This is a genomic window from Microbulbifer mixtoriginis (SeqCode), assembly GCF_052467945.1.
Genome location: NZ_CP174328.1, coordinates 375,855 through 396,488, shown reverse-complemented (window position 1 = coordinate 396,488; position 20,634 = coordinate 375,855). Strand labels below are relative to the sequence as shown.

The following is a 20,634-nucleotide window of genomic DNA, read 5'->3' as shown; positions in this document are numbered from 1 at the left end:
TTTTCTGGTAGCGCTTGTTTAATCGCCGAACAGATCAGCTTCCAGCTCTTCCACTTGCGACTGCAGCTTGACCAGGAATTGCTGCTTGCGCAGGGCGTCTTCTGCTTCGCTAAACTTGCCCACGGCATAGGTCTCAGCAAATTGCCGCTGCGCACCGCGGTAGAGGCCATCCACCTCTTCGGCGAGTTCCTCCAGGGCAACAGTGGGATTTGCTTGCTCGCGCACTTCCTCCAGGCGCTCGCGCAGCACCATCTGCTGCATCAGGAACTCTGTATCGGCAGTAGTCTGCTCAGGTGGCACTTCCACCCCAGCCAACTTGAGCAGGTAAGCAGCGCGTTGCACCGGATCGCGAAGTACCGTGTGGGCTTCATTGATCTGCGCAGCCATTTGAATAGCGAGCAACTGTTCGCGCTCGGATTTGGAAGCGTATTTATCCGGGTGGAATTCCCGCTGTAATTCCCGATAGCGTGCGGACAGAGCACTGCGATCGAGTTCAAAGGCGGGGTCAAGCCCGAATATTTCAAAATGGGTCAGGTTGGTTGCCATCTCAGTTCACCTGCCGGCACTGGGCCTTAAAAACTGGGCGGCGGCGCCGCACCCGGCAACTGCCGGGCCAATAAAAAGGCCGGCATGCGCAGTGCATCCGGCCTCGCTGAAGCGGGCCACGCTCAGACGTGGAAACTCTCGCCGCAGCCACACTCGTTTTTGACGTTGGGGTTGGTGAAGGTGAAGCCTTCGTTGAGCCCTTCTTTAACGAAATCGAGCTGGGTACCGTCTAGGTAAACCAGACTCTTGGGGTCTACGATCAGCTTTACTCCATCCTGCTCGAATACCACGTCTTCGGCCTCTGCCGAATCGACAAATTCCAGTACATAGGCAAGGCCTGAACACCCGGCGGTCTTAACACCCACACGAATGCCGATTCCCTTACCGCGCTTGGCCAGCTGACTCTTGATATGAGCCTCAGCGGCCTCGGTCATAGTAATAGCCAAAACAATACCTTCACTGCTATTGGGCCCTGGGCCCGGTGGTTAACCTGCGGCGGATTCCGGCGCGTCAGCGGCTTCGGCAGACTCACCGCGCTTTTCACGGATGTTGCGTACAGCGGCCTTGATTGCATCTTCGGCCAGCACGGAACAGTGAATTTTCACCGGTGGCAGCGCCAGTTCCTCGGCGATAGCGGTATTTTTGATCTGCTCCGCCTCATCGATCGTCTTACCCTTCACCCACTCGGTGAGCAGGGAGCTGGAGGCGATAGCGGAACCGCAACCGTAGGTTTTGAACTTGGCGTCTTCAATCACACCCGCGTCGTTCACCTGGATCTGCAAGCGCATCACATCACCACAAGCGGGCGCACCCACCATACCGGTGCCTACATTGTCCGCCTTGTCGTCCATGCGCCCGACATTGCGGGGGTGTTCGTAGTGGTCAATTACTTTATCGCTATAGGCCATGACTTTTCTCCTAACTCTTGTGCGCGCTTAGTGAGCGGCCCATTCAATCTTGTTCAGGTCCACACCGTCTTTGTACATATCCCAAAGCGGCGACAATTCACGCAGTTTCTCCACTGCCTTGCGCACGGCGGCCGCGGCGGTGTCCACGTCCTGCTCGCTGGTGAAACGGCCGAAGCTGAAACGCAGGGAGCTGTGCGCCAGCTCATCGTTTACACCCAGGGCGCGCAGCACGTAGCTGGGCTCGAGACTGGCGGAGGTACAGGCGGAACCGGAGGAAATTGCCAGGTCGCGCAGGGACATAATCAGGCTCTCGCCCTCTACAAAGGCAAAGCTCACGTTCAAGTTGCCCGGTACACGCTGTTCGGCGGAACCATTGATATGGACTTCTTCCATATCTTTGATCTGATCCCAGAAGCGGTTGCGCAGGGAAACCAGACGCTCGCCCTCTTGCACCATTTCCTCTTTGGCGATGCGGAAAGCTTCACCCATACCGACAATCTGGTGAGTCGGCAGAGTGCCGGAACGCATACCGCGCTCGTGGCCGCCACCGTGTATCTGCGCTTCCAGACGGACGCGGGGTTTGCGGCGTACATACAGTGCGCCGATACCTTTGGGGCCGTAAATTTTGTGGGCGGAGAAGGACATCAGATCGACCTTCATCTCCTGCAGGTCGATAGGCAGTTTGCCTGCGCTTTGCGCCGCGTCCACATGGAAAATAATTTTGCGCGAGCGACACAGCTCACCGATCGCGGCGATATCGTTAATTACACCGATTTCGTTGTTCACGTGCATCAGGCTCACCAGAATGGTGTCCTCACGCAGCGCTTCCTCAACCTGTTGCGGGGTAACAATGCCGTCTTCACGGGGATTCAGATAGGTTACTTCGAAGCCTTCACGCTCCAGCTGGCGACAAGTGTCTAGTACTGCCTTGTGCTCAATTTTGGAGGTGATGATGTGCTTGCCGCGGCCCTGATAGAAGTGCGCCGCACCTTTGATCGCCAGGTTATCGGACTCGGTGGCACCACTGGTCCAGACGATCTCGCGGGGGTCAGCATTAATCAGCTCAGCCACCTGACGACGGGCATTTTCCACCGCCTCTTCGGCTTTCCAGCCATACAGGTGAGACCGTGAAGCCGGGTTACCGAAGTTGCCTTCCATCGTCAGCTGCTCTGCCATCTTTGCAGCGACACGCGGGTCAACCGGACAGGTAGCTGAATAATCCAGGTAGATGGGAAGCTTCATAGTCATACCGTTTCCGCTCAATAATTCTCAAATATTCCGCTTTGGCCACAGTTGTGACCGATATTTACAAGCCGCCGAGTACGGCGACCCGCTCTTCCGGCGCTTCGCGCATATCCTGGCGGCGTGCCACTTCCTGTACCTCGGCGCGAGACACCAAGTTGGCCAGGCTGATTCCGCTCAGGAAACCGTGAATCTGATCACTCAGGTCTGACCAGAGGTAATGGGTCAGACACTGTTCGCCATTGGCGCAATCGGCGTTGCCGCCACAGCTGGTGGCATCCACCGATTCATTGACTGCATCAATGATCTGAGCCACAAAAATCTCTTCGCCATCGCGGGCTAGACGATAACCACCGCCGGGGCCGCGCACACTGGACACCAGTCCGGATTGCCGCAGGCGGGAAAATAACTGTTCCAGATAGGACAGGGAGATGCCCTGCCGTTTGGAAATATCTGCCAAGCTGATCGGCCCACGCTCTGCATGCAACGCCAGATCCAGCATGGCGGTTACCGCATAGCGGCCTTTGGTTGTTAAACGCATACCAGCTCCCAACTGATGAACAGCCCTTTTCCGATCGGGGCGCGAGTATGAAATAACCCAGCACCTTAGTCAAGTATATAACCAAGCAAAGTACTCGGGTACTCAACTAGTCTGGGCGCCCCTTGCCACCAGAGCGGTGAATATAGTTCTGGATGGAGGTGAGCATGCCGCGCAGGATACCCAGCTCCATATCATCCGGGCGCACACGGCTGTAAAGCCTGCGCAGTCGGGTCATAGTCTGGCGAGGGTTATCCGGATCGATAAAGCCCAGTTCACCTAAAGCTTGCTGGAGGTGCTCAAAATAGAGCTCCATATCGCTGGCTTTGGACGGTGGGCGATCCCAGTCTGCATAACTCACAGGCTCGCCTTTCTCTGCTTCCAGCGCCGCCATACGCACCTCATAAGAAAGCACCTGTACGGCGGTCGCCAGGTTTAGAGAGCTGTACTCGGGGTTGGCCGGAATATGCACATGGTAATTGCACGCCTGAAGCTCTTCATTGGTCAGGCCGCGGTCTTCGCGACCAAACACCAGCGCCACCGGGTGGCTGGAGGCCTCGGCCACTGCGCGCTCACCGCACTGGCGCGGTGTCAGCAGAGGCCAGGGAATACGTCGCTCGCGGGCACTGGTAGCCACCACCAGGCCGCAATCTGCCACCGCCTCTTCCAGAGTGTCCACTACTACTGCACTGTCGAGCAGCTCCGCCGCACCGGCGGCGCGCCACACGGCATTGGCCGCAGGGAATTCCCGCGGTGCAACCAGATAGAGCTGGCTCAGGCCCATATTCTTCAGGGCGCGCGCCGCACCGCCAATATTTCCTGGGTGGGCACTGTTAACCAGAACCACACGCACATTGTCGAGCGCACTGAGCGGAGTCGTGTCTAATGGGGACTTGGCCATACTGAAAGTAATAATTCGGTGTCATGGGGGCGCGCGAGTGTAGCAAAAAGGAGCGGGAATCCATACAATCGCGTCCGCTGCGGTTAACCCGCGGTCTGCTTTTTAACCACTTTAACCACTTAGTGCGGAATAGTTATGGAACCCATGCTAAATATTGCCCTGCGCGCAGCGCGCAAGGCCGGAGAATTGATCGAACGAGCCTGGGAGCGCGGCGACCTGATGAAATTCGAGGAAAAGGCGCGCAACGATTTCGTCACCGAAGTGGACAAGGCCAGCGAACAGGAGATTATTTATCACCTGCGCAAAGCCTACCCCAAGCACAGCATCCGCGCTGAAGAGAGCGGCCTGATCGAAGGCGCCGAGCCCGACTACGAGTGGATTATCGACCCTCTCGATGGCACCACCAACTTTATCCACGGCGTACCCCAGTTTGCGGTATCTATCGCCTGCCGCTACCGCGGCCGCATTGAGCACGCGGTGGTACTCGACCCGATTAAGCGCGAAGAATTCACCGCGAGCCGCGGTCGCGGCGCGGCCCTAAACGGCCGTCGCATCCGTGTTTCCCCCCGCCAGGGCCTGCGCGGCGCTCTAATTGGCACCGGCCTACCCTTCAATGGCCCCGCTCTGGAAAACATCGACCCCTACCTGGGCGCTTTGAAAGAGATCGCCGGGCAGACCGCCGGCATCCGCCGCCCCGGCGCCGCCGCACTGGACCTGGCCTATGTAGCGGCCGGGCGCTTCGACGGTTTCTGGGAGATGTATCTGAATACCTGGGATATCGCTGCAGGCTCGCTACTGGTCAAAGAGGCCGGCGGTTTGATCAGCGACTTCCGCGGTGGAGAGGACTACCTGGAATCCGGCAATCTGGTCTGTGCCACCCCCAAAGTCTTCAAGCCGCTGGTGCAGATCGTCGGTAAGCACCTGGGCTCCGTGCGCTAAGCTTCATTCGCTCACTGGCCCGGCGACTGCCGGGCCAGCTGTTACGGTGCCGCTAAACTGACCGACCGGCCCGCCCAAGGGTTTCCGCCAGCACACGCGACAACTGCATAAAGTCAAACTCTGCCGGCAGTGCCGGATAGTTCTCCCCACTGGATTTTTCACCAACCAGTACAAAGCGCATGGCTCTGGTGGCGATATCCTCCTGCAAAATAGAGATTAGGTCCGCAGCGGACATGCCCGGCACTTCACTGTGAAACAACAGTACATCGGGACGCTGCGTTCGCGCGATAAAAATTGCCTCCACCACATCGGTGGCAATCAGGCACTGAACCTGGGGACTCTCCTTCAGCATTTCCTTTAGCTGGTCGGCCGCAGCAGGGCGGTTATCCACAAGTAACACGCGCCCCTCCGGCAACTGCGGAGGCTCCTGTGGATGAGCAGAAAAGCTCATAAGGGCATCGGGCGCATCGATCATAGGGAATTCGATCCAGAAAACTGAGCCCTGCCCCTCCTGACTATCAAAGTCGATTCGCCCACCCATAGCCTCGGTGAGCCGCTTGGCAATTGCCAGACCCACGCCGGTCCCCTCTATATGGCCCTTTTCCTCCCCCAAACGATTAAAGGGTTCGAACACCTCGCTGCGCCGATCCGGAGAAATGCCCTTACCGGTATCGAGAATACTCAAGCGCAGCCAGCCCTCTGCCTGGGGAGTGAAATTAATAATGACCCTGCCATTATCCCGGTTGTATTTCACTGCATTGCCGGCGAGGTTTAGAACCACCTGTTTGTAACGAACTGGGTCTGCGCAGATATAGGCGGATTCCCAGCCGAGAGGCTCGTAGACCAGACTGACCCGGCGGGTCTCCGCCAGTGGTTCCAGCAGGCGCTTACATTCGGCCACTAGTTCCACCGGGCGCACCGACTCCATTGAGGGGCCGAGCCGCCGACTGTCGATACGGGCGAGCTCCAGCACATCCCCCACCAGGTGCAATAGGTGTTGACCCGCTCGGCGAATCTCCCCAAGCCGCTGGCGTTGGTCGGAGTTCAAGCTCTGATCCAGTTCCACCATTTGGCTGTATCCCAAAATGGCGTTGAGAGGGGTCCGCAGCTCGTGGCTCAGGCTGAATAAAAGATCGGCTCGATGGGCATTTTCCTCACGTTGCTGGTGCAACTCCCGTTCCAGCCGCGCCTGGCTCTCACGTCCAGCGCTAACATCCTGTAAAACCCCGAACACCCGCACCGGTTGACCACGGCTGTCCAGTTGGGCCTTGCCGCGACAGCGAACCCATACCAAGCTGCCATCGGAGCGCCACAGGCGGAATTCCACATCCAGGGGCAGCCGGTCGCGCACATGGTCCAACATGGATTGTTCCACCCTGGCTATATCCTCGGTGAGAATACGCGCTTTCCATTGCTCCGCAGCAGAGCGCCCAATACTACGAATCGGGCTCACCTCGTAGCCGAGAATCCCCCAACAGGCGTCATCGAGTACCATTTCATCGGCGCGTAAATCCCATTCCCACAAACCATCTCCCACCCCGGACAACGCCTGCAGCGGTCGCTCACTGGGTAGATTGGTCAGATAGCGCTGCGAAAGTGCCTCGCTATAATCGGCACAAGTGCCAATCGCGATCACCTCGCTGCCATCAGCACTGGTGGTAGCCCGGCCACAAAAGCGCAACCAGCGCATTTGTCCGGAGATATCGTAGGCGCGAAAAGCGATATCGAAGTAGCCACCCTCGCTGGCGATCCTTTTGCGTAACGCCAAAATACGGTGACGCTCATCAGAATGCACCGGGTGCAACTCGGCGCCAGACCACAGACCCTGAAGGGCGCGATCAGCACTATCGGCAAACAAATGCCAGATATCCCCCTGAGCGCGCTGGGCGCCACTATTTAGGTGCCACTCCCACAGGCCGCAATCCACATCCATCATCAGCCCCTGCAGGCGACCGGTTTGGTGTGTGAGCTCCAGAACATCCAGAGAGTGCAACTCCTCTGGAGTTGCCAGCAGGAAAGGGAGATGGGGCGGAACGGGGTTCTGAAATTCGGACACGCTTAACTCGATTCGTTGGCATTGCTGGCAAAAAAAAGGGGCATTTATACCTAGGCGCGAAAAGGGCGTCTATTTACCAAGCATTAGTGCCAATCAGAATTCCACACAGAGTCACAAAAATAAAATTTTTTTCGAGTGGGAGCGCTTGGAAAGAGGGATAGAAGAATAAAAAAGGCCCCGCAGAGCGGGGCCATAATCAGCGATGATGAGAGAAAACGGGAAGTTCCTCATTGGAAACGGTTTGCCATAACCCCATGCAAACTCCCCGAAGTACGGGTCATGCGTCCCGTACGTTTCTAATGCTGCAATCGGTATGCCAACTTTCTCGTAGGATTTTGCGGTGGCCGATCTCTTTTTTTCCTGGCGACCAAGCAATATGAACCAACAAGTGCCAAAAAACCTAAATATCGCACCAAAAAGAGGCGCAACCTGCCAAGGACAGCAACCACTAGAGGCCTGATGTAAAAAAATCCCTCTGAGAAATTCTGTGCGCCACTAGATTGGATGATCCACAAATATCCTTTAGGTAGAACAATGCCAAAGGCCTTTAGTGGGACAACATTGTGATGGGGCAACACCGCCACTCTCTGCTGATCGCCGCCAGTATGAACTTTGCTTTCGGCCTAATCCTCGGTCTGATTACCGGAGGTATTGTCGCCATGTTTTTGCTGGCAGGTGTTTTGCGCATGGTAATCAATCACCATGCCGCCTTCGCTTTCAACTCTTTGGGGCCACCACTGGAGCAAAAGAAAGTTCAGGGCGATATTTCGGCCCGGGACAACCCTGTTATCCATACTTTTGCATTTGGCGAGGGCTATCAAAACTCCCATCACGCCTTTCCCAAAGACTATCGAAATGGCGTAGGCTGGTTTGCGTACGACCCGACTAGACTAAAGGGCTGATAAAGGGCCTCAGTTGGCTGGGTATCACTTGGCAGTATGGATGGCTGCAAAAAGCGCACTGCGCCTCCTCACAATAATTATCTATATTCTCTGTGTAGCATCGTATTGGTAACTGGAAATTATCCCCAGAAATACACCGCCAAATAACTTCATAGAAAAATTGCGCCACTAACTATACGGGGCTTCCCGAGGCCGTTTCACAAACAGGCTCGAATTATGAATACTGCTTCACCAACATCCACAACCAAGCGCAAATGCTTTTGGGTTCCCACAGTGCTGTTTGCCAGTACAGGTTTCCTGGCCCTGACCGCCGTGCCCATCTACGGGCTGATGGTTGGATATCACTGGTACCAGTGGCTCGCCTTCGCACTATTAGCCGCCTTGTGCAGTCTCTCGGTAACAGCAGGCAATCACCGGCTCTGGTCTCACAGAAGCTATAAAGCCCACTGGTCTCTACGCCTGTTCTTTGCCTTGTTCAGCGCGGCTGCCCTACAAAACTCCACCCTGACCTGGAGCGCTGCGCACCGCTTGCATCACCGCCATATTGATGACAATGATCGCGACCCCTACTCAGCAATGCGCGGCTTCTGGTTTTCTCATATCGACTGGATGATGCACGAATATCCAAGCAGCCACTTGGATTATAAAAATGTCGGGGATCTGAAGCGCGACAAGATCGTGATGTGGCAACACAATCACTATATCCCCATCACCCTCAGTATGAATCTGGGTATTCCTCTAGTGCTTGGGCTTCTCACCGGCGATGTGATCGGTATGCTATTGCTCGCTGGAGTACTCCGTATCGTAGTCAATCACCACACAACTTTTTTGGTCAACTCTCTGGCGCACATGTGGGGCAAACGCCCCTACAAAAACGATATCAGTGCACGAGATAATATCTTTCTGAACTTGTTGGTTTTCGGTGAGGGATACCACAACTACCACCACGCCTTTCCTGCCGATTATCGCAATGGCGTAGGCTGGTTTGCGTACGACCCAACTAAATGGATGATCAAGCTGTTCAGTTGGGTCGGTATCACCAACGACCTAAAAACCCCCTCAGCGGTACAAATACAGAAAGCCAAACTGTCAGTGCAGTTCAGCCAGGCGGAGGAGAAGCTCGGAGGCAGCGCACACCGGGAGGACTGGTTAAAACTATTGGAGAACGAGGCCATACAATTCGCCAGGGCTCTGGAAAACTGGAAAAACCTGCAGTTACAGCGCGCCCAGTGCCGCGGGGATAAGATCGCGGAGAAGTGGCGTTCGCTGGCAATTCAAAACAAGGTTAAGGAGTTAGAGTTCGGCTTGAAAATGCAGAGCCGGCGTCTGAGTAGACTGATAAAGCAGTGCCAGACGGATTCAGCCACATCCTCCTAACAGTGCTGCGAAAATGCTGGAAAGTGGCAATAGGCAACTGCCTTCGAGTGGGTTAAAGGGTTTTTTCCGCAGCGAATTCACGCATGGAATACGCCACCCGCTCGTCCACCCCTTTCTCGAGCATCTCTTCATCCAGCCCCTCGATAAAACGCAGGCGCTGGCGCAGACCCACACCGTTAGCTACCTGAATTGCGAGACCGGGACGAGCATTGGCTTCGAGTAATAGCGGACCGCGCTCGCGATCCAAAACGATATCGCACCCCAGATAGCCGAGTCCGGTCATTTCATAACAGCTCGCCGCCAGACGCACCAGATCATACCAACCCGGAACCTTCAGCTCACCGAAAGACATCTTGGTATCCGGGTGGTGCTGGATGCGTAAGCCGCGCTGTACAGCGTGGCAGCTCTTGCCAGTGGCCAGGTCGATACCCACTCCTACAGCGCCTTGGTGCAGATTGGCTTTACCATCGGAGCTATGGGTAGAACAGCGCAGCATTGCCATCACCGGAAAACCGCGAAACACAATCACGCGAATATCCGGTACTCCCTCGAAAGAGTAATCCTGAAACACCGGGTCGAAATCCACCAGAGCCTCCACCATTACCCGGTCAGGCTTGCCGCCGAGGCTGTAGAGGCCACTGTGAATATTGTTAACGTGACGCAGAATATCCAGGGCTTCAACTTCAGAGCCGGAAATCTTCTTATACTTATCCCCATCGCGCCCGGCAATGACCAGGATACCTTTGCCCCCCGAACCGCGCGCGGGCTTGATTACAAACTTCCACAAGGGATCGATCACTTCCATCACGCGCTTGCGGCTGGCCGGAGTTTCAAAGGCTGCGATCAATTCCGGTACTGGTATGCCTGCGCGCTTGGCCGCTCGCTTAGTGTTCAGCTTGTCGTCAACAATTGGGAATTTTTCCCGATCGTTGTAGCGCGCAATGTAATTGATATTGCGTGCATTCATCCCGAGTATGCCCATCTCATTCAGGGCCATCGGCGAAACCATACCACCGCGAACCTTGTTGATGATGTGCTTGAATGAAAATTGAAGCATCGCAACCCCCTACTTGATCAGAGGCCGAAAACGCATCAGCTCGCTGAGGCGATAACCGGTGTAGTTACCCACAACCAAGATAAAGGCCAGCAGCACCAGCAGCAGCTCGGGGAAATTAAAGGTCCAGTGTTCCACATAGCGGTTAGTCATCACCCACCAGGCCAAAACAGCCACCAGCAGGCTGCCGCCGGCTTGTACAATTACCTCGTAGGGGCCATCCTCCTCCCAAACGATGGACATGCGCTCAATGGTCCAGGCCAAAATAATCATCGGGAAAAAGGTCACCGTCAGTGCCTGCTCAATTCCGAGCTTATAACTGACCACACTGATCACCCCCATAATGAGCACCACCGTGACTACCACGGCGGCGATCCTCGACACAAGGAGCAAATTGAGCCGACTCAAGTAGAAACGCACCCACAACCCGAGCACCAGGATCAATACAAAAATTGATAGCCCTGTGAGCAGCTGGGTTTCAATAAAGGCTATTGCCAGTAGTACCGGCATAAAGGTACCGGAGGTGCGCAAGCCGACAAAGATGCGCAGCAGCACCACCACCAGGGCACCTACCGGCACCAGTAAAATCAGTTTAAAGATGCTCTGTTGCTCGATGGGCAGGCTGTAGATGGAGAAATCCACCAGCGCCTCTTTTTCGCCCTTTGTGCTGCGCATGGAGACATCCCGTGCAGGCACGTCATTGGAAATGACCGAGAAAGTCACCTGCGAATTGCGGCCACCCTCCAGGTCCAGAAGACTCTTGCCACCGCGCTGCCAGATAAAGAAGTTTTCTGGAATTCCGGGCAAGCCGCTGCTTGGCTCGAAAACAATCCAGCGCTGACCATCGTAAACTTCGAGCAGATCCTCTGGAGCAAGGCGGCGACGGTCATCCTCAAGGTAGAGGCCGCGGATGCGATGCGCGGGAATATCGGCGGTGGCCAGCATCAGCAGAGCGACATCCACCAGGGATTTATCGGTGTAGTGGCGGAAGACCAGGTTGCGATCCTGGTTACCATCGTCGTTCAGCTCAAACAGCAATTGAGTGGTGAAAGATTCCACGTCGGAGGAGCGCTCGCGGGCCTGCTTAACCAACGAATCAATCGCCAGGCGCACGGCTTCTTGCTCCCGTGCACCGAGGAAAGGTTTCTGTACTTGGGTGCTGAGATTCAAAGGCTGTTCGAGCGCCGCACCGGGAGTCTGGTACACATCCAAGCGATAGAACAGGGACTGGGGCCCCTCGGCGGAGCGGCGCGTCCAAACTGCCCGATACTCATCATTTTCCCGGGCGATAAAAAAGCCAAAACCGGAGGAACTGAAAGTCTCGCCGAGGATTTCCATATTGCGTTGCTCACGGGGCAAAGTCAGCGCAGCTTTTACCGGGCCGCCCTCCGCATCGAAACCCACTTTGGCCTCAATGGTCCAGACAGTACGGTATTCACCCGGCAGCAGTGGAAAACCTAATTCGAAATGTTTGTAAGCGGTGAGACCCGCCCCGATCAATGCGAGCAATGCCGCAATAACATAAACTTGAACGCGCGGCGACATTCGCCCTTCCCCGTAACTCTAGGGTTCCAAAAGGAACCTAATCTTAATAAGCGGCCTATTTATTCCCGAACACCCGAGGCTGCCCTTGGATATTGCGCCGGCTCACATCGACAACCGCGGCATCTTTGAGGAAATTGCGTCCCAGCACCATCACAATATCGTTGCGGCCCTCATCCGTCAGACTGACCTCAACCATATGAGTAACCTCACCCACAGTGAGATTCATCTCCACTACCGGGCGACGCTGGCTCGGGAAACCAATACGGTTCGCACGGATATGGCGTTTGATGGGCAGTTCGATGGTAGAAGTTTCGGCCTTACCATCCACTTCCGGCAGTGCCAGCTGAATTCTGATCCAGTCCTCACCATCGCGCTCAAAGCGTGTCAGTGTCTGGGCGCGCAAGGTGGTTGTCGGCGCACCGGTATCCACCACAGACTCAACAACCAGACCGGAGGGCTCGATAGAGATTTTCTCCACGGCTCCTAGTACCAGTTTGTCCTTGGCGACGGGCACTTCGACTACTTTTTCTAGGGTTCGTTCGATGACTTTTTCAACGACCCTGACCTCTGGTTCTGCGCAGATCACCTCCACAGGCTCTGGGCACTGGAGTATTTCGCCCTGAGATTGGCCCGACTGTGCAGTAGCGGGTTCTGCCCCTTGCTGGCTCTGTGCGGGGTACATCAGCGACTGACAGCCCAGCAATAACTGGACCGCGACCAATAACCACAGAAGGGAAAATTTCTGCATCCTAACGATTACCTCTAGCCCCATTAGCATTCCAATCCGACCGCACTGTCTTCGCAGCGTTCACGGTAGCAAGCGCAGAAATTCCTCCCAACGCAAGCAAAAGGCCGATATTAGCCTATGAAAGAGCTTGGTGAACAGGGATGTTCCTAGAGTCGAGCGATGCAAGCGCCACAATGTGACACGCGCCAGATCTTGAGAATTTGACGGCCAACCGTGAATCGTTATAGCTAACAAAGTAGATGAAAGCGAGGTGGGGCGCCCAGTGGACGCCAGGGAGGAGGACTCAGCCGCGCTGCAGGCGCTCGTCGATGCCCTTGAGAATCTTGATCAGAGGCTCAGCGCCTCCCCTCTCTTTGAAGAACTCTTCCGCGATTGGCGCTATGCCACACTGTTGCGGTAGCGGCATCTGCCCCTCAATTAGCTGGCGCATACGCGGCAAAAAGATGAATTGCAGCCACTGCGGCAGAGTCAGGGTATCTACACAGAAAGGTTCCCTGCTGGCTAAGGCTTCCGCTGTTGGGGCCTCCTCCTGCCACAGGGCCATGCGGCGCAACTCGGCTTCGAGCTGTAACAATTGATCGGCGACTTCAGAGTAAATAGCTTGCATAGATCCAATCCCTAAACCGCCCTGCCGGGCAGCTTGTAATCCCAGTGCCCCTGGCAGGAATTCCAAACCTGTAGACGAAAATGGGGCACACCAAAGAGTAAGAGGTTATTCGATATGGCGGTTAAAAGGCGGCAGTGAATTGAGAATCGCCTGGCCGTAGCGACGGCTCACTACACGGCGATCCAGCAGGGTGACTGTTCCACTATCCCCTTCCGCACGCAACAAACGACCGCAGGCCTGTACCAGTTTCAGGGCTGCATCCGGCACGGTGATCTGCATAAATGGATTGCCACCCTTGGCCTCAATCCATTCTGCCAAGGCCGCCTCAATTGGGTCATCGGGCACCGCGAAAGGCAACTTGGCAATCACCACATGCCTGCAGTAATCCCCAGGCAAATCCAGGCCCTCGGCAAAACTGGCAAGACCAAACAACACACTACTGCCACCACCATCGACGATTTCACGGTGTGAGTCGAGTAAATGCTGACGGGACTGCTGCCCCTGCATCAGGATGCGGTTGCGCCAAGTACCGGGCAATGCCTCGTAGACCGTCTCCATCTGGCGGCGAGAGGAGAAGAGTACCAGGGAACCACCTGAGTCCTTGAGCAACTCCGGCAGAGCATCAATCACCGCATCGGTGTGCTGATCCGCATTACCTGCATCCACGGCACAAGCGGGAACCTGCAGAGTGGCTCTGGAAAAATCAAAGGGACTGGGAACCACTTGGTAGCTGGCATTTTCCGGGGTACCGGCACGCATACGCAGGCGGTCAAACTTGCCCAGTGCGGTGAGCGTCGCGGAGGTAAGCACCGCACCGTAGCAGCGCCGCCAAAGGCTGTAATCCAAAGTCTTGCCGGCCAGGATGGGCGAGCTGCACACCTCGAAATCGGTCGAACCACCCCAATCCACCAGAGTAACCCAGCGCGCCTGAGGTAGGGCCCCATCGGCATCTGCGCGTGCATAGTTGGCCCAGAGCAACAAATTGGCCTCGGCACGCCCATACCAGCTGCCTAGCTGAGGGTACCAACGCTCCAGATCTACAATAGGCACCGGAGAGTGAGCGTCCTCGAGCATACGCTGGGCCGTTTGCAACATTTTGCCGAACAGCCCCTCCAGCTCGTCAAAATCCTCGCGCAACTTTTCCGCCAGCTGCATCATGGAATCCGGCACCACTCCACCCTCGAAGCGGTGTCGAGTGGTATTACCCCGCTCATCCTCAAATTCGCACAACTCCTCAATCAGCGGCCACATCTGCTCCAGACCCTGTTTGGCAGAGGTGAGCACCGCCGGTAGTTGCTCACCACAGCGATCCAGTTCGGCGCCATCGCCGATCTCTCCCAGCATCTGGCCAAGGGCCTTGTTGGCTTGGTCGAGCCAACCGGTGGAGGCGCCGACACGGCTGTGATGGGAGAAATGATTGAGGGCCTTGTCCGGCAGGTGATGGGCCTCGTCGAGCACGTAAATCGTCTCTTCTGGGGGAGGCAATATGGCACCGCCGCCCAGGGCCAGGTCCGCCAGTAACAAATCGTGATTGGCAACAATCACTTGGGTCTTGCCCAAGCTCTCTCGCGCGCGAAAGAAACTGCAATTGGTGACATGGGGGCAGCGACGGCCGCTGCACTGACGGTGATCTGTAGTGATCCGACCCCAGTCATCGGCCTCGATAGTTTCCGGCCAGTTGTCGCGGTCACCATCCCAACGGCCAGAGGTCAGACTGTCAGTCATCTTCTGGTAGAGGGCAACACTGTCCTCTCCCACCTGGGGCAGCTCGTCTTCATAGAGTCCCAGAGAGAGGCCGGTACCGCTGGCGGAAAAACTGGAGAGTAGTTGATCTAATTTTGACAGGCACAGGTAGCGACCGCGCCCCTTAGCCAGGGTGTACTCAAAGTTGAGGCCACTGTGACGTGCCACTTCGGGCAGGTCCTTGTGGATAATCTGCTCCTGCAAAGCAACTGTGGCGGTGGAAATCACCAGGGTTTTGTCCTGGGCCTGGGCCAGGGGAATGGCGGCAAGTAAATAGGAGACCGTTTTACCGGTACCGGTACCGGCTTCCACTACACAGATATGCTCGCCGTCTGTCTTACTGTTGTCGCGCTCGCCACTGGCACTTTGCACAATCGAGCCCAGCGTGCGGGCAATGGCTGCCACCATCAGTTTTTGCCCATAACGGGCCTTGAGGCCACGGCTGGACAGGAATTGGCTGTAGGCAGCCTGGATGGCGGTTTTGTGTTTATCGTTGAGCACGGGGGAGAGTCTATTCGCTAGTGGGTGGCGCAGGGGGCGTTATTATCCACTAAGCGCCCCCTCCTCACCAGCACCGCAGAGGCTGAGTGCCCCTCTTACACTGATTCCAAAACAGTTATTCAAATGCGAGGCGTGAAACTACCGGGTTGGCATAGGCCTGGATCGCCTTTTCCCGCCAACGCTCATCGACCTTGGCCATGCGCGCTTCAAACTTCTCACGGGTCTCCAGGTGTTCACTGGCATCCCAGGGCTTGTGCGGGTAACCCACCGGCAATCCGGACACCTCGCCATAGATCATTTCGTAGGCGATCAGATTCGTGGGATGCAGGGTGTAATTGCCGACAATCTGGCGATCAATCTCTTCAGCGACGCTGTTAACGTCATTGAAATCCGCCTCGATCGGTGTACCAAACGCGGTGTGCACCCGCCCCTTGAAGCCGATCACACCCTTGCCGATGGAGGCCAGATCCTCGTTCTTGGCCTTTTTGTACTCGTCCTTGTGTTCGGTGATGTAGAGTTCCTTGGCTTTCTGGGCATCGCAGGGGTCCCACTCGTAGGAGATGGACAGGGGCACTATGTGCAACTTGCGCCAGAAATCCGCAAAGGGCATATCCCGATCTTTCGTCATGGCGAACATGGCCGCCAAGGCCGGATTAGTACGATCCATACCATCCTTCGCACGCCCGGAGCGCTGCGCGATCCATACATGCTCATTGTCATTCACAATGGAGTGGTAGATATAGTTGGACAGCTTTGTGGCCGCCTGCAGCTTTTCCCGACGGGTGCCAGAACTTCGCTTGACCGTGAAACACTTGTTGAGCTTCATAATATCGCCGGCAAACTGCTTGCCCAGCAGGTTATCGCCGATGGCGATACGGGAGGTCTCATGCCCCTCCTTGTACATGGACACGATGGCAAAAGCCGGGTCCATGGCAATATCCCGGTGGTTGCTTACAAAGAGACAGGCGCGGTCCCGCGGCAGGGTATCCAGCCCAGAAATCGTCAGCCCAGAGGTGGTGCGGCTCACCACCTTGTCGATGTATTTTTCTACAATCGCCTGCACACCACGTACATCGTGCACTTTGCGAAATTCAAAACGCAGGAACTGGCGTACCAGCCAGGCCAGGGGGCCTTCCAAACGTGCCAGTTTGGGGATCAGGAAATGCGCTACGGCATGGGACATTTCCGGGTCGGCGATCAGCCTGTCCAGAACAGCACGCACCTCATCGTCGCGATAAGGGCGCATATCCTCAAATTGAGCGGGGTCTAACTCACTTGCTCTCATGACATCACTACCTGCCGGACCGACTATCTACCCGTGGCCCGGGCTCATTTTATTGTACGGCCACAGGGTAGCCGGGATAAGAAATCGGCGCAGAACATACCGGAAGCCTCGCCGAACTGCTAGCACCTCACCCGACCAGATCGATGACCAAGGCGATGAAAGAACCGTTAGACGGGTCAGTCAGTAAAAAGGTCCTCCTGTCCCAATTGCTATTCAAAGTAGACTTCGCCGTCCCAAGCCGGGAGAATAGGAGGGACAACCGCCGCCGACGGCAAAAACAACGATAACGAATACGGCACAAGCCACGCAGTCAAGCAGGAGTCCACCTTGTCTCAAGCCACCCCCACTAATGAACCGCGCACGCCCAGCCTGCTGGATGCGTTGATCCCCCTGGGGATCCTGATCGCACTCTTGTCACTGTCAGTGTATTTCTATGGCGCCGATTCCTCTTACGGCCCCAACCAAATTGCACTGTTGTTGTGTGCCTGCGTAGTTGCGCTGATGGGCATGAAAAACGGCCACAGCTGGAGTGATATGGAAGGCGGCATGCTGCACGGCATAGGCCTGGTATTTGGCGCGATTCTGATACTACTGGCGGTGGGCGCTTTGATCGGCAGCTGGATATTAGCTGGCACTGTGCCATCGATGATTTATTACGGGGTACAGATTCTCTCGCCCCAATGGTTCTACGCCGCTAGCTGTATTATCTGTGCCGTAGTGGGTCTTAGCATCGGCTCCAGCTGGACCACCGCCGGCACACTGGGTGTGGCTCTTATGGGGATTGCCGGTGCTCTTGGCTTGTCCCCGGAAATCACTGCGGGTGCGGTAATTTCCGGCGCCTACTTTGGCGATAAGATGTCGCCGCTATCTGACACGACCAACGTGGCTGCGGCGGTAACATCGAACGATCTGTTCCAACACATCCGCCATATGATGTCGACCGCAATTCCAGCCTTCGTTATCGCCTTGGTGGTGTTCGCGTATCTCGGCCTCACTTCTGAGGCCAGCACTGCTTCCGCCTCAGATATCGAGTCTTTACTTACTGCCCTGAAGAGCGAATTCAAAATCTCCCTGATCAGCCTGCTGCCTCTGATCTTGCTACTCGCTATGGCCTGGCGCAAAGTCCCCGCCTTCCCCACGTTGATCGTCGGCTCCCTGGTGGGCTGTGCCATCGCATTGATTTTCGAACCGGAGACTGCCCGCCGTCTGGGGGGAGATGAAGGTGCCCTGGCCGCACTCAAAGGCGCCTGGTACAGCCTGTTCGATGGCTATAAATCCACCTCTACGAATGAGAATGTCGCCGCACTCCTCTCTAAAGGCGGTATGAGCAGCATGCTCAATACTGTGTGGCTGATCACCTCCGCCATGGCCTTCGGTGGCGCCATGGAGCGCGCCGGCTTCCTACAAGTGATTGTCAATTGGACTCTGTCGCGTATTAAAACCGTGGGCGGCTTGGTGACCTCCACCGTATTCACCTGTTTCGGCATGAACGCCGCCGCTGGTGACCAGTACATGGCAATTATTATTCCGGGCCGTATGTTCAGAGAAGCCTTTGAAGAGAAGGGCCTGCATGGGCTAAACCTGTCCCGTACACTGGAGGACTCCGGCACCATCACCTCCGTACTGATCCCCTGGAATACCTGCGGGGCCTATATGACGGCTACCCTTGGCATTTATACCTTCTCTTACCTACCCTATGCCCTGTTTAACATCATCTGCCCGCTGCTAGCGATCGCCTACGGCTGGTTGCACTTTAAGCAGATGCCGATCTCAGTTGCGGCCACAGCACCCTCCGATAAAAAAGAAGGAAATCTACAAAGCTGTCATGAGTGAAAGCGGTACCCTGAGCGCCCTGATAGAAGAGGCGGACTTTAAATTACGCTGGTTCGATCTGGGCCGGCGTCTTCAATCTGTACCAAAGTCTACAGCCGAGGCTTTCGAGGCGGGCCAAAAGGCCTGGCCTCACCCCTATTTGCGCCAGGCCTGGAGTGGTCTCTTGCTGCAACCCGTTGAGGGTGGTGAACCGGCGGTTTGGTTCCTGCGCTTTCCCCTCGATGAGCAGGGCAAGCTACAGCTACAGGCCCGCGATGGCTTGCTGCGCGCCCTGGCCCAAGAGCTGAAGCAGGCGCCCGCTTCCGAATCCGCAGCGCAGCTGGACCAATTACTGCAACAAAGCGGTCTACTTTATACCCCTTCCAACGAGCGCCAAGCTGCATTTCACGCGCACACCCAACGGCTTCTGAAGCGCACACCTAGCGCGCACTATGCAGCAATACTCGACTATTTCCACAACCCTCAGAAGTCCCGCTGGGATAACCTGGCCCTACAGGGAATTGCCGATCTATCAGCCCGCTGGGACTCCCAGAAAGAGCTTCTGTTAAATCAGTTGTCCCATATTGCTGCGCCAGTTTTTGTCAATCTGTGCCACTGTCTGGAAAATGAAGCGGTCGATCACCAGTTGGTAGAAGCCATCGCCACTCGGGCACATGACTCTTTACACAATGACACTCCGGATTTCACCCTGATTGCCGCTGCAGTGCGTGGTATCTCTCATTCGCCGGCGCAGGGGTTACGCGGCACTTTACTGCAAGAAGTTTTAAAGCATCTGACACAAAAATCATCGAGTGGCACTCAGAGCATCAAGGCTAAGTCTATAGAGCTTCTTGCTGCCATCGGCAGCCGCTGCCCCCAAGACCTAGAAAATCCACAATTAGCCAAACTTTGGCTCAATGCACTGGCAGATAGTAATAACCAGGATACCTTTAACTTATTGCTCTCTGACTTGATGTTTCTGCCCAAGGTGCGCACCTCTCTACTAAGTACATTACGCGACCCAGAACGGGAAGAAACCCTGGCTCAGGCCTTCGGTCATTTCCTTCATGGACCCAAATCCATTCACTAGGGTCTTCAATCTGGCAATGATGTAGCAAAATTTTGGCCTACCTCATTGCCATGTTTACGCCTTATCTTTACACATTCCACCTGTAAATGATTTTCGTCATCTTCATAAGAAGAGTACTCATCTGCGCAACGAATAAAAGACTGCCATTTTTACATTCGCTAACTTCTATTCCAGCAATAGTTCACCTAAAATCCCGCAAAAGAAAACTGCAACAAAAAACATTAAAAAATAAATTTCAACTCACTCCACCGCCACAAAAAACAACACACTTAGCAGCACCTCAGAAAGAAAACGCTATTTTTACAGCCTAAAACCCTACAAACTGGCGCAAGCTTCTCCCTGACTTTGCACCTGACAGCTTTTTTTTTCCTGCGCCTATTACACTCAATTAGGCGGCTTCTTTGTAAAACACATTTTACAAAGCTGACCAACAGGTGACGTTTTATTGGCTATGCTAATGGCTAACATCAACGGAAAGGAGTTAGGGGATGAATTTCACTCCAGCCAAGTACTTAATCGGTATTATCAGTGCACTGGTTCTAGCAGGTTGCTGTAGCCCTCCGGCACCGCCAGCTTACTGCCCACCGGGTGCTGAACAAATTCCAGTTTCCATGGCCTGCCCTGCAGATGCTGACTGCTGGATGGCTTCTGACAGAGTACGCTGCATGAAAGTGGTGAAGTAAAATCGTTTCAAGCAGAACAGCGTGGTGATTCATACTAAATGAGGTTTTGACTAAATTTACACTGACAGACACACAAGTAACAAAGCATTATTTAGTATGGATCACCACCAAATGCCGCTTTAACGAGCGGCATTTGTTTTTTCTCTCCCCCCTTCTT

General features: G+C 55.4%; 19 protein-coding genes. 6 read left to right on the top strand and 13 right to left on the bottom strand.

What is annotated here, in order from left to right; genetic code table 11:
- Positions 1 to 18 precede the first annotated feature (18 nt).
- The 6 genes from hscB to trmJ all read right to left on the bottom strand — a co-directional run bounded on the left by hscB (position 19) and on the right by trmJ (position 4,135).
- Positions 19 to 546, bottom strand: coding sequence for a Fe-S protein assembly co-chaperone HscB (gene hscB, locus ACJJIJ_RS01635; protein ID WP_444898918.1), 528 nt, complete (start codon positions 544 to 546; stop codon positions 19 to 21).
- A gap of 122 nt (positions 547 to 668) precedes the next feature.
- Positions 669 to 980, bottom strand: coding sequence for an iron-sulfur cluster assembly protein IscA (gene iscA / locus ACJJIJ_RS01630; RefSeq protein WP_435583629.1), 312 nt, complete (start codon positions 978 to 980; stop codon positions 669 to 671).
- A gap of 51 nt (positions 981 to 1,031) precedes the next feature.
- Positions 1,032 to 1,454 carry a Fe-S cluster assembly scaffold IscU gene (gene iscU, locus ACJJIJ_RS01625; protein WP_252084807.1) on the bottom strand — a complete coding sequence of 141 codons (423 nt, stop codon included), beginning with the start codon at positions 1,452 to 1,454 and terminating at the stop codon, positions 1,032 to 1,034.
- Positions 1,455 to 1,481: 27 nt separating this feature from the next.
- The gene (locus ACJJIJ_RS01620) at positions 1,482 to 2,696 is read right to left on the bottom strand and encodes an IscS subfamily cysteine desulfurase (protein ID WP_252085971.1); all 1,215 of its coding nucleotides are present in this window, start codon (positions 2,694 to 2,696) and stop codon (positions 1,482 to 1,484) included.
- A gap of 64 nt (positions 2,697 to 2,760) precedes the next feature.
- Positions 2,761 to 3,237: a Fe-S cluster assembly transcriptional regulator IscR gene (iscR, locus tag ACJJIJ_RS01615; RefSeq protein ID WP_252084806.1), complete on the bottom strand. Its 477-nt coding sequence runs from the start codon at positions 3,235 to 3,237 to the stop codon at positions 2,761 to 2,763.
- Between the two features lie 106 nt (positions 3,238 to 3,343).
- Entirely contained in the window at positions 3,344 to 4,135 is a 792-nt protein-coding gene (gene trmJ, locus ACJJIJ_RS01610; RefSeq protein ID WP_444885875.1) for a tRNA (cytosine(32)/uridine(32)-2'-O)-methyltransferase TrmJ, read from the bottom strand.
- Between the two features lie 135 nt (positions 4,136 to 4,270).
- Between trmJ and ACJJIJ_RS01605 the strand changes: the two genes are divergently transcribed.
- The gene (locus tag ACJJIJ_RS01605) at positions 4,271 to 5,074 is read left to right on the top strand and encodes an inositol monophosphatase family protein (protein WP_252084804.1); all 804 of its coding nucleotides are present in this window, start codon (positions 4,271 to 4,273) and stop codon (positions 5,072 to 5,074) included.
- A gap of 52 nt (positions 5,075 to 5,126) precedes the next feature.
- Here the strand turns inward: ACJJIJ_RS01605 and ACJJIJ_RS01600 are convergent, their stop codons facing one another.
- Positions 5,127 to 7,130 (bottom strand): hybrid sensor histidine kinase/response regulator, encoded by a 2,004-nt coding sequence (locus ACJJIJ_RS01600; protein ID WP_252084803.1) that lies wholly within the window; start codon positions 7,128 to 7,130, stop codon positions 5,127 to 5,129.
- 566 nt (positions 7,131 to 7,696) lie between these two features.
- Here ACJJIJ_RS01600 and ACJJIJ_RS01595 point away from each other — a divergent pair.
- Positions 7,697 to 8,032, top strand: a complete 336-nt coding sequence (locus ACJJIJ_RS01595; RefSeq protein WP_444911000.1) for a fatty acid desaturase — start codon at positions 7,697 to 7,699, stop codon at positions 8,030 to 8,032.
- Between the two features lie 216 nt (positions 8,033 to 8,248).
- A complete protein-coding gene (locus ACJJIJ_RS01590) occupies positions 8,249 to 9,409 on the top strand; it encodes an acyl-CoA desaturase (RefSeq protein ID WP_444938474.1) in 1,161 nt (386 codons plus the stop codon).
- Between the two features lie 52 nt (positions 9,410 to 9,461).
- Here the strand turns inward: ACJJIJ_RS01590 and ACJJIJ_RS01585 are convergent, their stop codons facing one another.
- The 6 genes from ACJJIJ_RS01585 to ACJJIJ_RS01560 all read right to left on the bottom strand — a co-directional run bounded on the left by ACJJIJ_RS01585 (position 9,462) and on the right by ACJJIJ_RS01560 (position 16,892).
- Positions 9,462 to 10,466: an alpha-L-glutamate ligase-like protein gene (locus ACJJIJ_RS01585; RefSeq protein ID WP_252084800.1), complete on the bottom strand. Its 1,005-nt coding sequence runs from the start codon at positions 10,464 to 10,466 to the stop codon at positions 9,462 to 9,464.
- Between the two features lie 9 nt (positions 10,467 to 10,475).
- Positions 10,476 to 12,008, bottom strand: coding sequence for an inactive transglutaminase family protein (locus ACJJIJ_RS01580; RefSeq protein WP_252084799.1), 1,533 nt, complete (start codon positions 12,006 to 12,008; stop codon positions 10,476 to 10,478).
- A 55-nt stretch (positions 12,009 to 12,063) separates the two neighbouring features.
- Positions 12,064 to 12,756 carry an ATP-dependent zinc protease family protein gene (locus ACJJIJ_RS01575; RefSeq protein WP_252084798.1) on the bottom strand — a complete coding sequence of 231 codons (693 nt, stop codon included), beginning with the start codon at positions 12,754 to 12,756 and terminating at the stop codon, positions 12,064 to 12,066.
- Between the two features lie 283 nt (positions 12,757 to 13,039).
- The gene (locus ACJJIJ_RS01570; protein ID WP_444885880.1) at positions 13,040 to 13,363 is read right to left on the bottom strand and encodes a YqcC family protein; all 324 of its coding nucleotides are present in this window, start codon (positions 13,361 to 13,363) and stop codon (positions 13,040 to 13,042) included.
- 105 nt (positions 13,364 to 13,468) lie between these two features.
- Entirely contained in the window at positions 13,469 to 15,607 is a 2,139-nt protein-coding gene (gene dinG / locus ACJJIJ_RS01565; protein ID WP_444938473.1) for an ATP-dependent DNA helicase DinG, read from the bottom strand.
- Between the two features lie 115 nt (positions 15,608 to 15,722).
- Positions 15,723 to 16,892: a 1-acyl-sn-glycerol-3-phosphate acyltransferase gene (locus ACJJIJ_RS01560; RefSeq protein ID WP_444938472.1), complete on the bottom strand. Its 1,170-nt coding sequence runs from the start codon at positions 16,890 to 16,892 to the stop codon at positions 15,723 to 15,725.
- A 327-nt stretch (positions 16,893 to 17,219) separates the two neighbouring features.
- Between ACJJIJ_RS01560 and nhaC the strand changes: the two genes are divergently transcribed.
- From nhaC to ACJJIJ_RS01545, 3 genes are all read left to right on the top strand, one after another.
- A complete protein-coding gene (gene nhaC, locus ACJJIJ_RS01555; protein ID WP_444908871.1) occupies positions 17,220 to 18,725 on the top strand; it encodes a Na+/H+ antiporter NhaC in 1,506 nt (501 codons plus the stop codon).
- The gene (locus ACJJIJ_RS01550; protein ID WP_444938471.1) at positions 18,718 to 19,794 is read left to right on the top strand and encodes a DUF3549 family protein; all 1,077 of its coding nucleotides are present in this window, start codon (positions 18,718 to 18,720) and stop codon (positions 19,792 to 19,794) included. The genes nhaC and ACJJIJ_RS01550 overlap by 8 nt, the downstream gene beginning before the upstream one ends.
- A 488-nt stretch (positions 19,795 to 20,282) precedes the next feature.
- Entirely contained in the window at positions 20,283 to 20,477 is a 195-nt protein-coding gene (locus ACJJIJ_RS01545) for a hypothetical protein (protein ID WP_252084792.1), read from the top strand.
- Positions 20,478 to 20,634: the final 157 nt, after the last annotated feature.

Bases quoted from the DNA above. Each gene is read 5' to 3' on its own strand.
- hscB (WP_444898918.1), bottom strand. From the start codon at position 546: ATGGCAACCAACCTGACCCATTTTGAAATATTCGGGCTTGACCCCGCC.
- iscA (WP_435583629.1), bottom strand. From the start codon at position 980: ATGACCGAGGCCGCTGAGGCTCATATCAAGAGTCAGCTGGCCAAGCGC.
- iscU (WP_252084807.1), bottom strand. From the start codon at position 1,454: ATGGCCTATAGCGATAAAGTAATTGACCACTACGAACACCCCCGCAAT.
- ACJJIJ_RS01620 (WP_252085971.1), bottom strand. From the start codon at position 2,696: ATGAAGCTTCCCATCTACCTGGATTATTCAGCTACCTGTCCGGTTGAC.
- iscR (WP_252084806.1), bottom strand. From the start codon at position 3,237: ATGCGTTTAACAACCAAAGGCCGCTATGCGGTAACCGCCATGCTGGAT.
- trmJ (WP_444885875.1), bottom strand. From the start codon at position 4,135: ATGGCCAAGTCCCCATTAGACACGACTCCGCTCAGTGCGCTCGACAAT.
- ACJJIJ_RS01605 (WP_252084804.1), top strand. From the start codon at position 4,271: ATGGAACCCATGCTAAATATTGCCCTGCGCGCAGCGCGCAAGGCCGGA.
- ACJJIJ_RS01595 (WP_444911000.1), top strand. From the start codon at position 7,697: ATGGGGCAACACCGCCACTCTCTGCTGATCGCCGCCAGTATGAACTTT.
- ACJJIJ_RS01590 (WP_444938474.1), top strand. From the start codon at position 8,249: ATGAATACTGCTTCACCAACATCCACAACCAAGCGCAAATGCTTTTGG.
- ACJJIJ_RS01585 (WP_252084800.1), bottom strand. From the start codon at position 10,466: ATGCTTCAATTTTCATTCAAGCACATCATCAACAAGGTTCGCGGTGGT.
- ACJJIJ_RS01580 (WP_252084799.1), bottom strand. From the start codon at position 12,008: ATGTCGCCGCGCGTTCAAGTTTATGTTATTGCGGCATTGCTCGCATTG.
- ACJJIJ_RS01575 (WP_252084798.1), bottom strand. From the start codon at position 12,756: ATGCAGAAATTTTCCCTTCTGTGGTTATTGGTCGCGGTCCAGTTATTG.
- ACJJIJ_RS01570 (WP_444885880.1), bottom strand. From the start codon at position 13,363: ATGCAAGCTATTTACTCTGAAGTCGCCGATCAATTGTTACAGCTCGAA.
- ACJJIJ_RS01560 (WP_444938472.1), bottom strand. From the start codon at position 16,892: ATGAGAGCAAGTGAGTTAGACCCCGCTCAATTTGAGGATATGCGCCCT.
- ACJJIJ_RS01550 (WP_444938471.1), top strand. From the start codon at position 18,718: ATGAGTGAAAGCGGTACCCTGAGCGCCCTGATAGAAGAGGCGGACTTT.
- ACJJIJ_RS01545 (WP_252084792.1), top strand. From the start codon at position 20,283: ATGAATTTCACTCCAGCCAAGTACTTAATCGGTATTATCAGTGCACTG.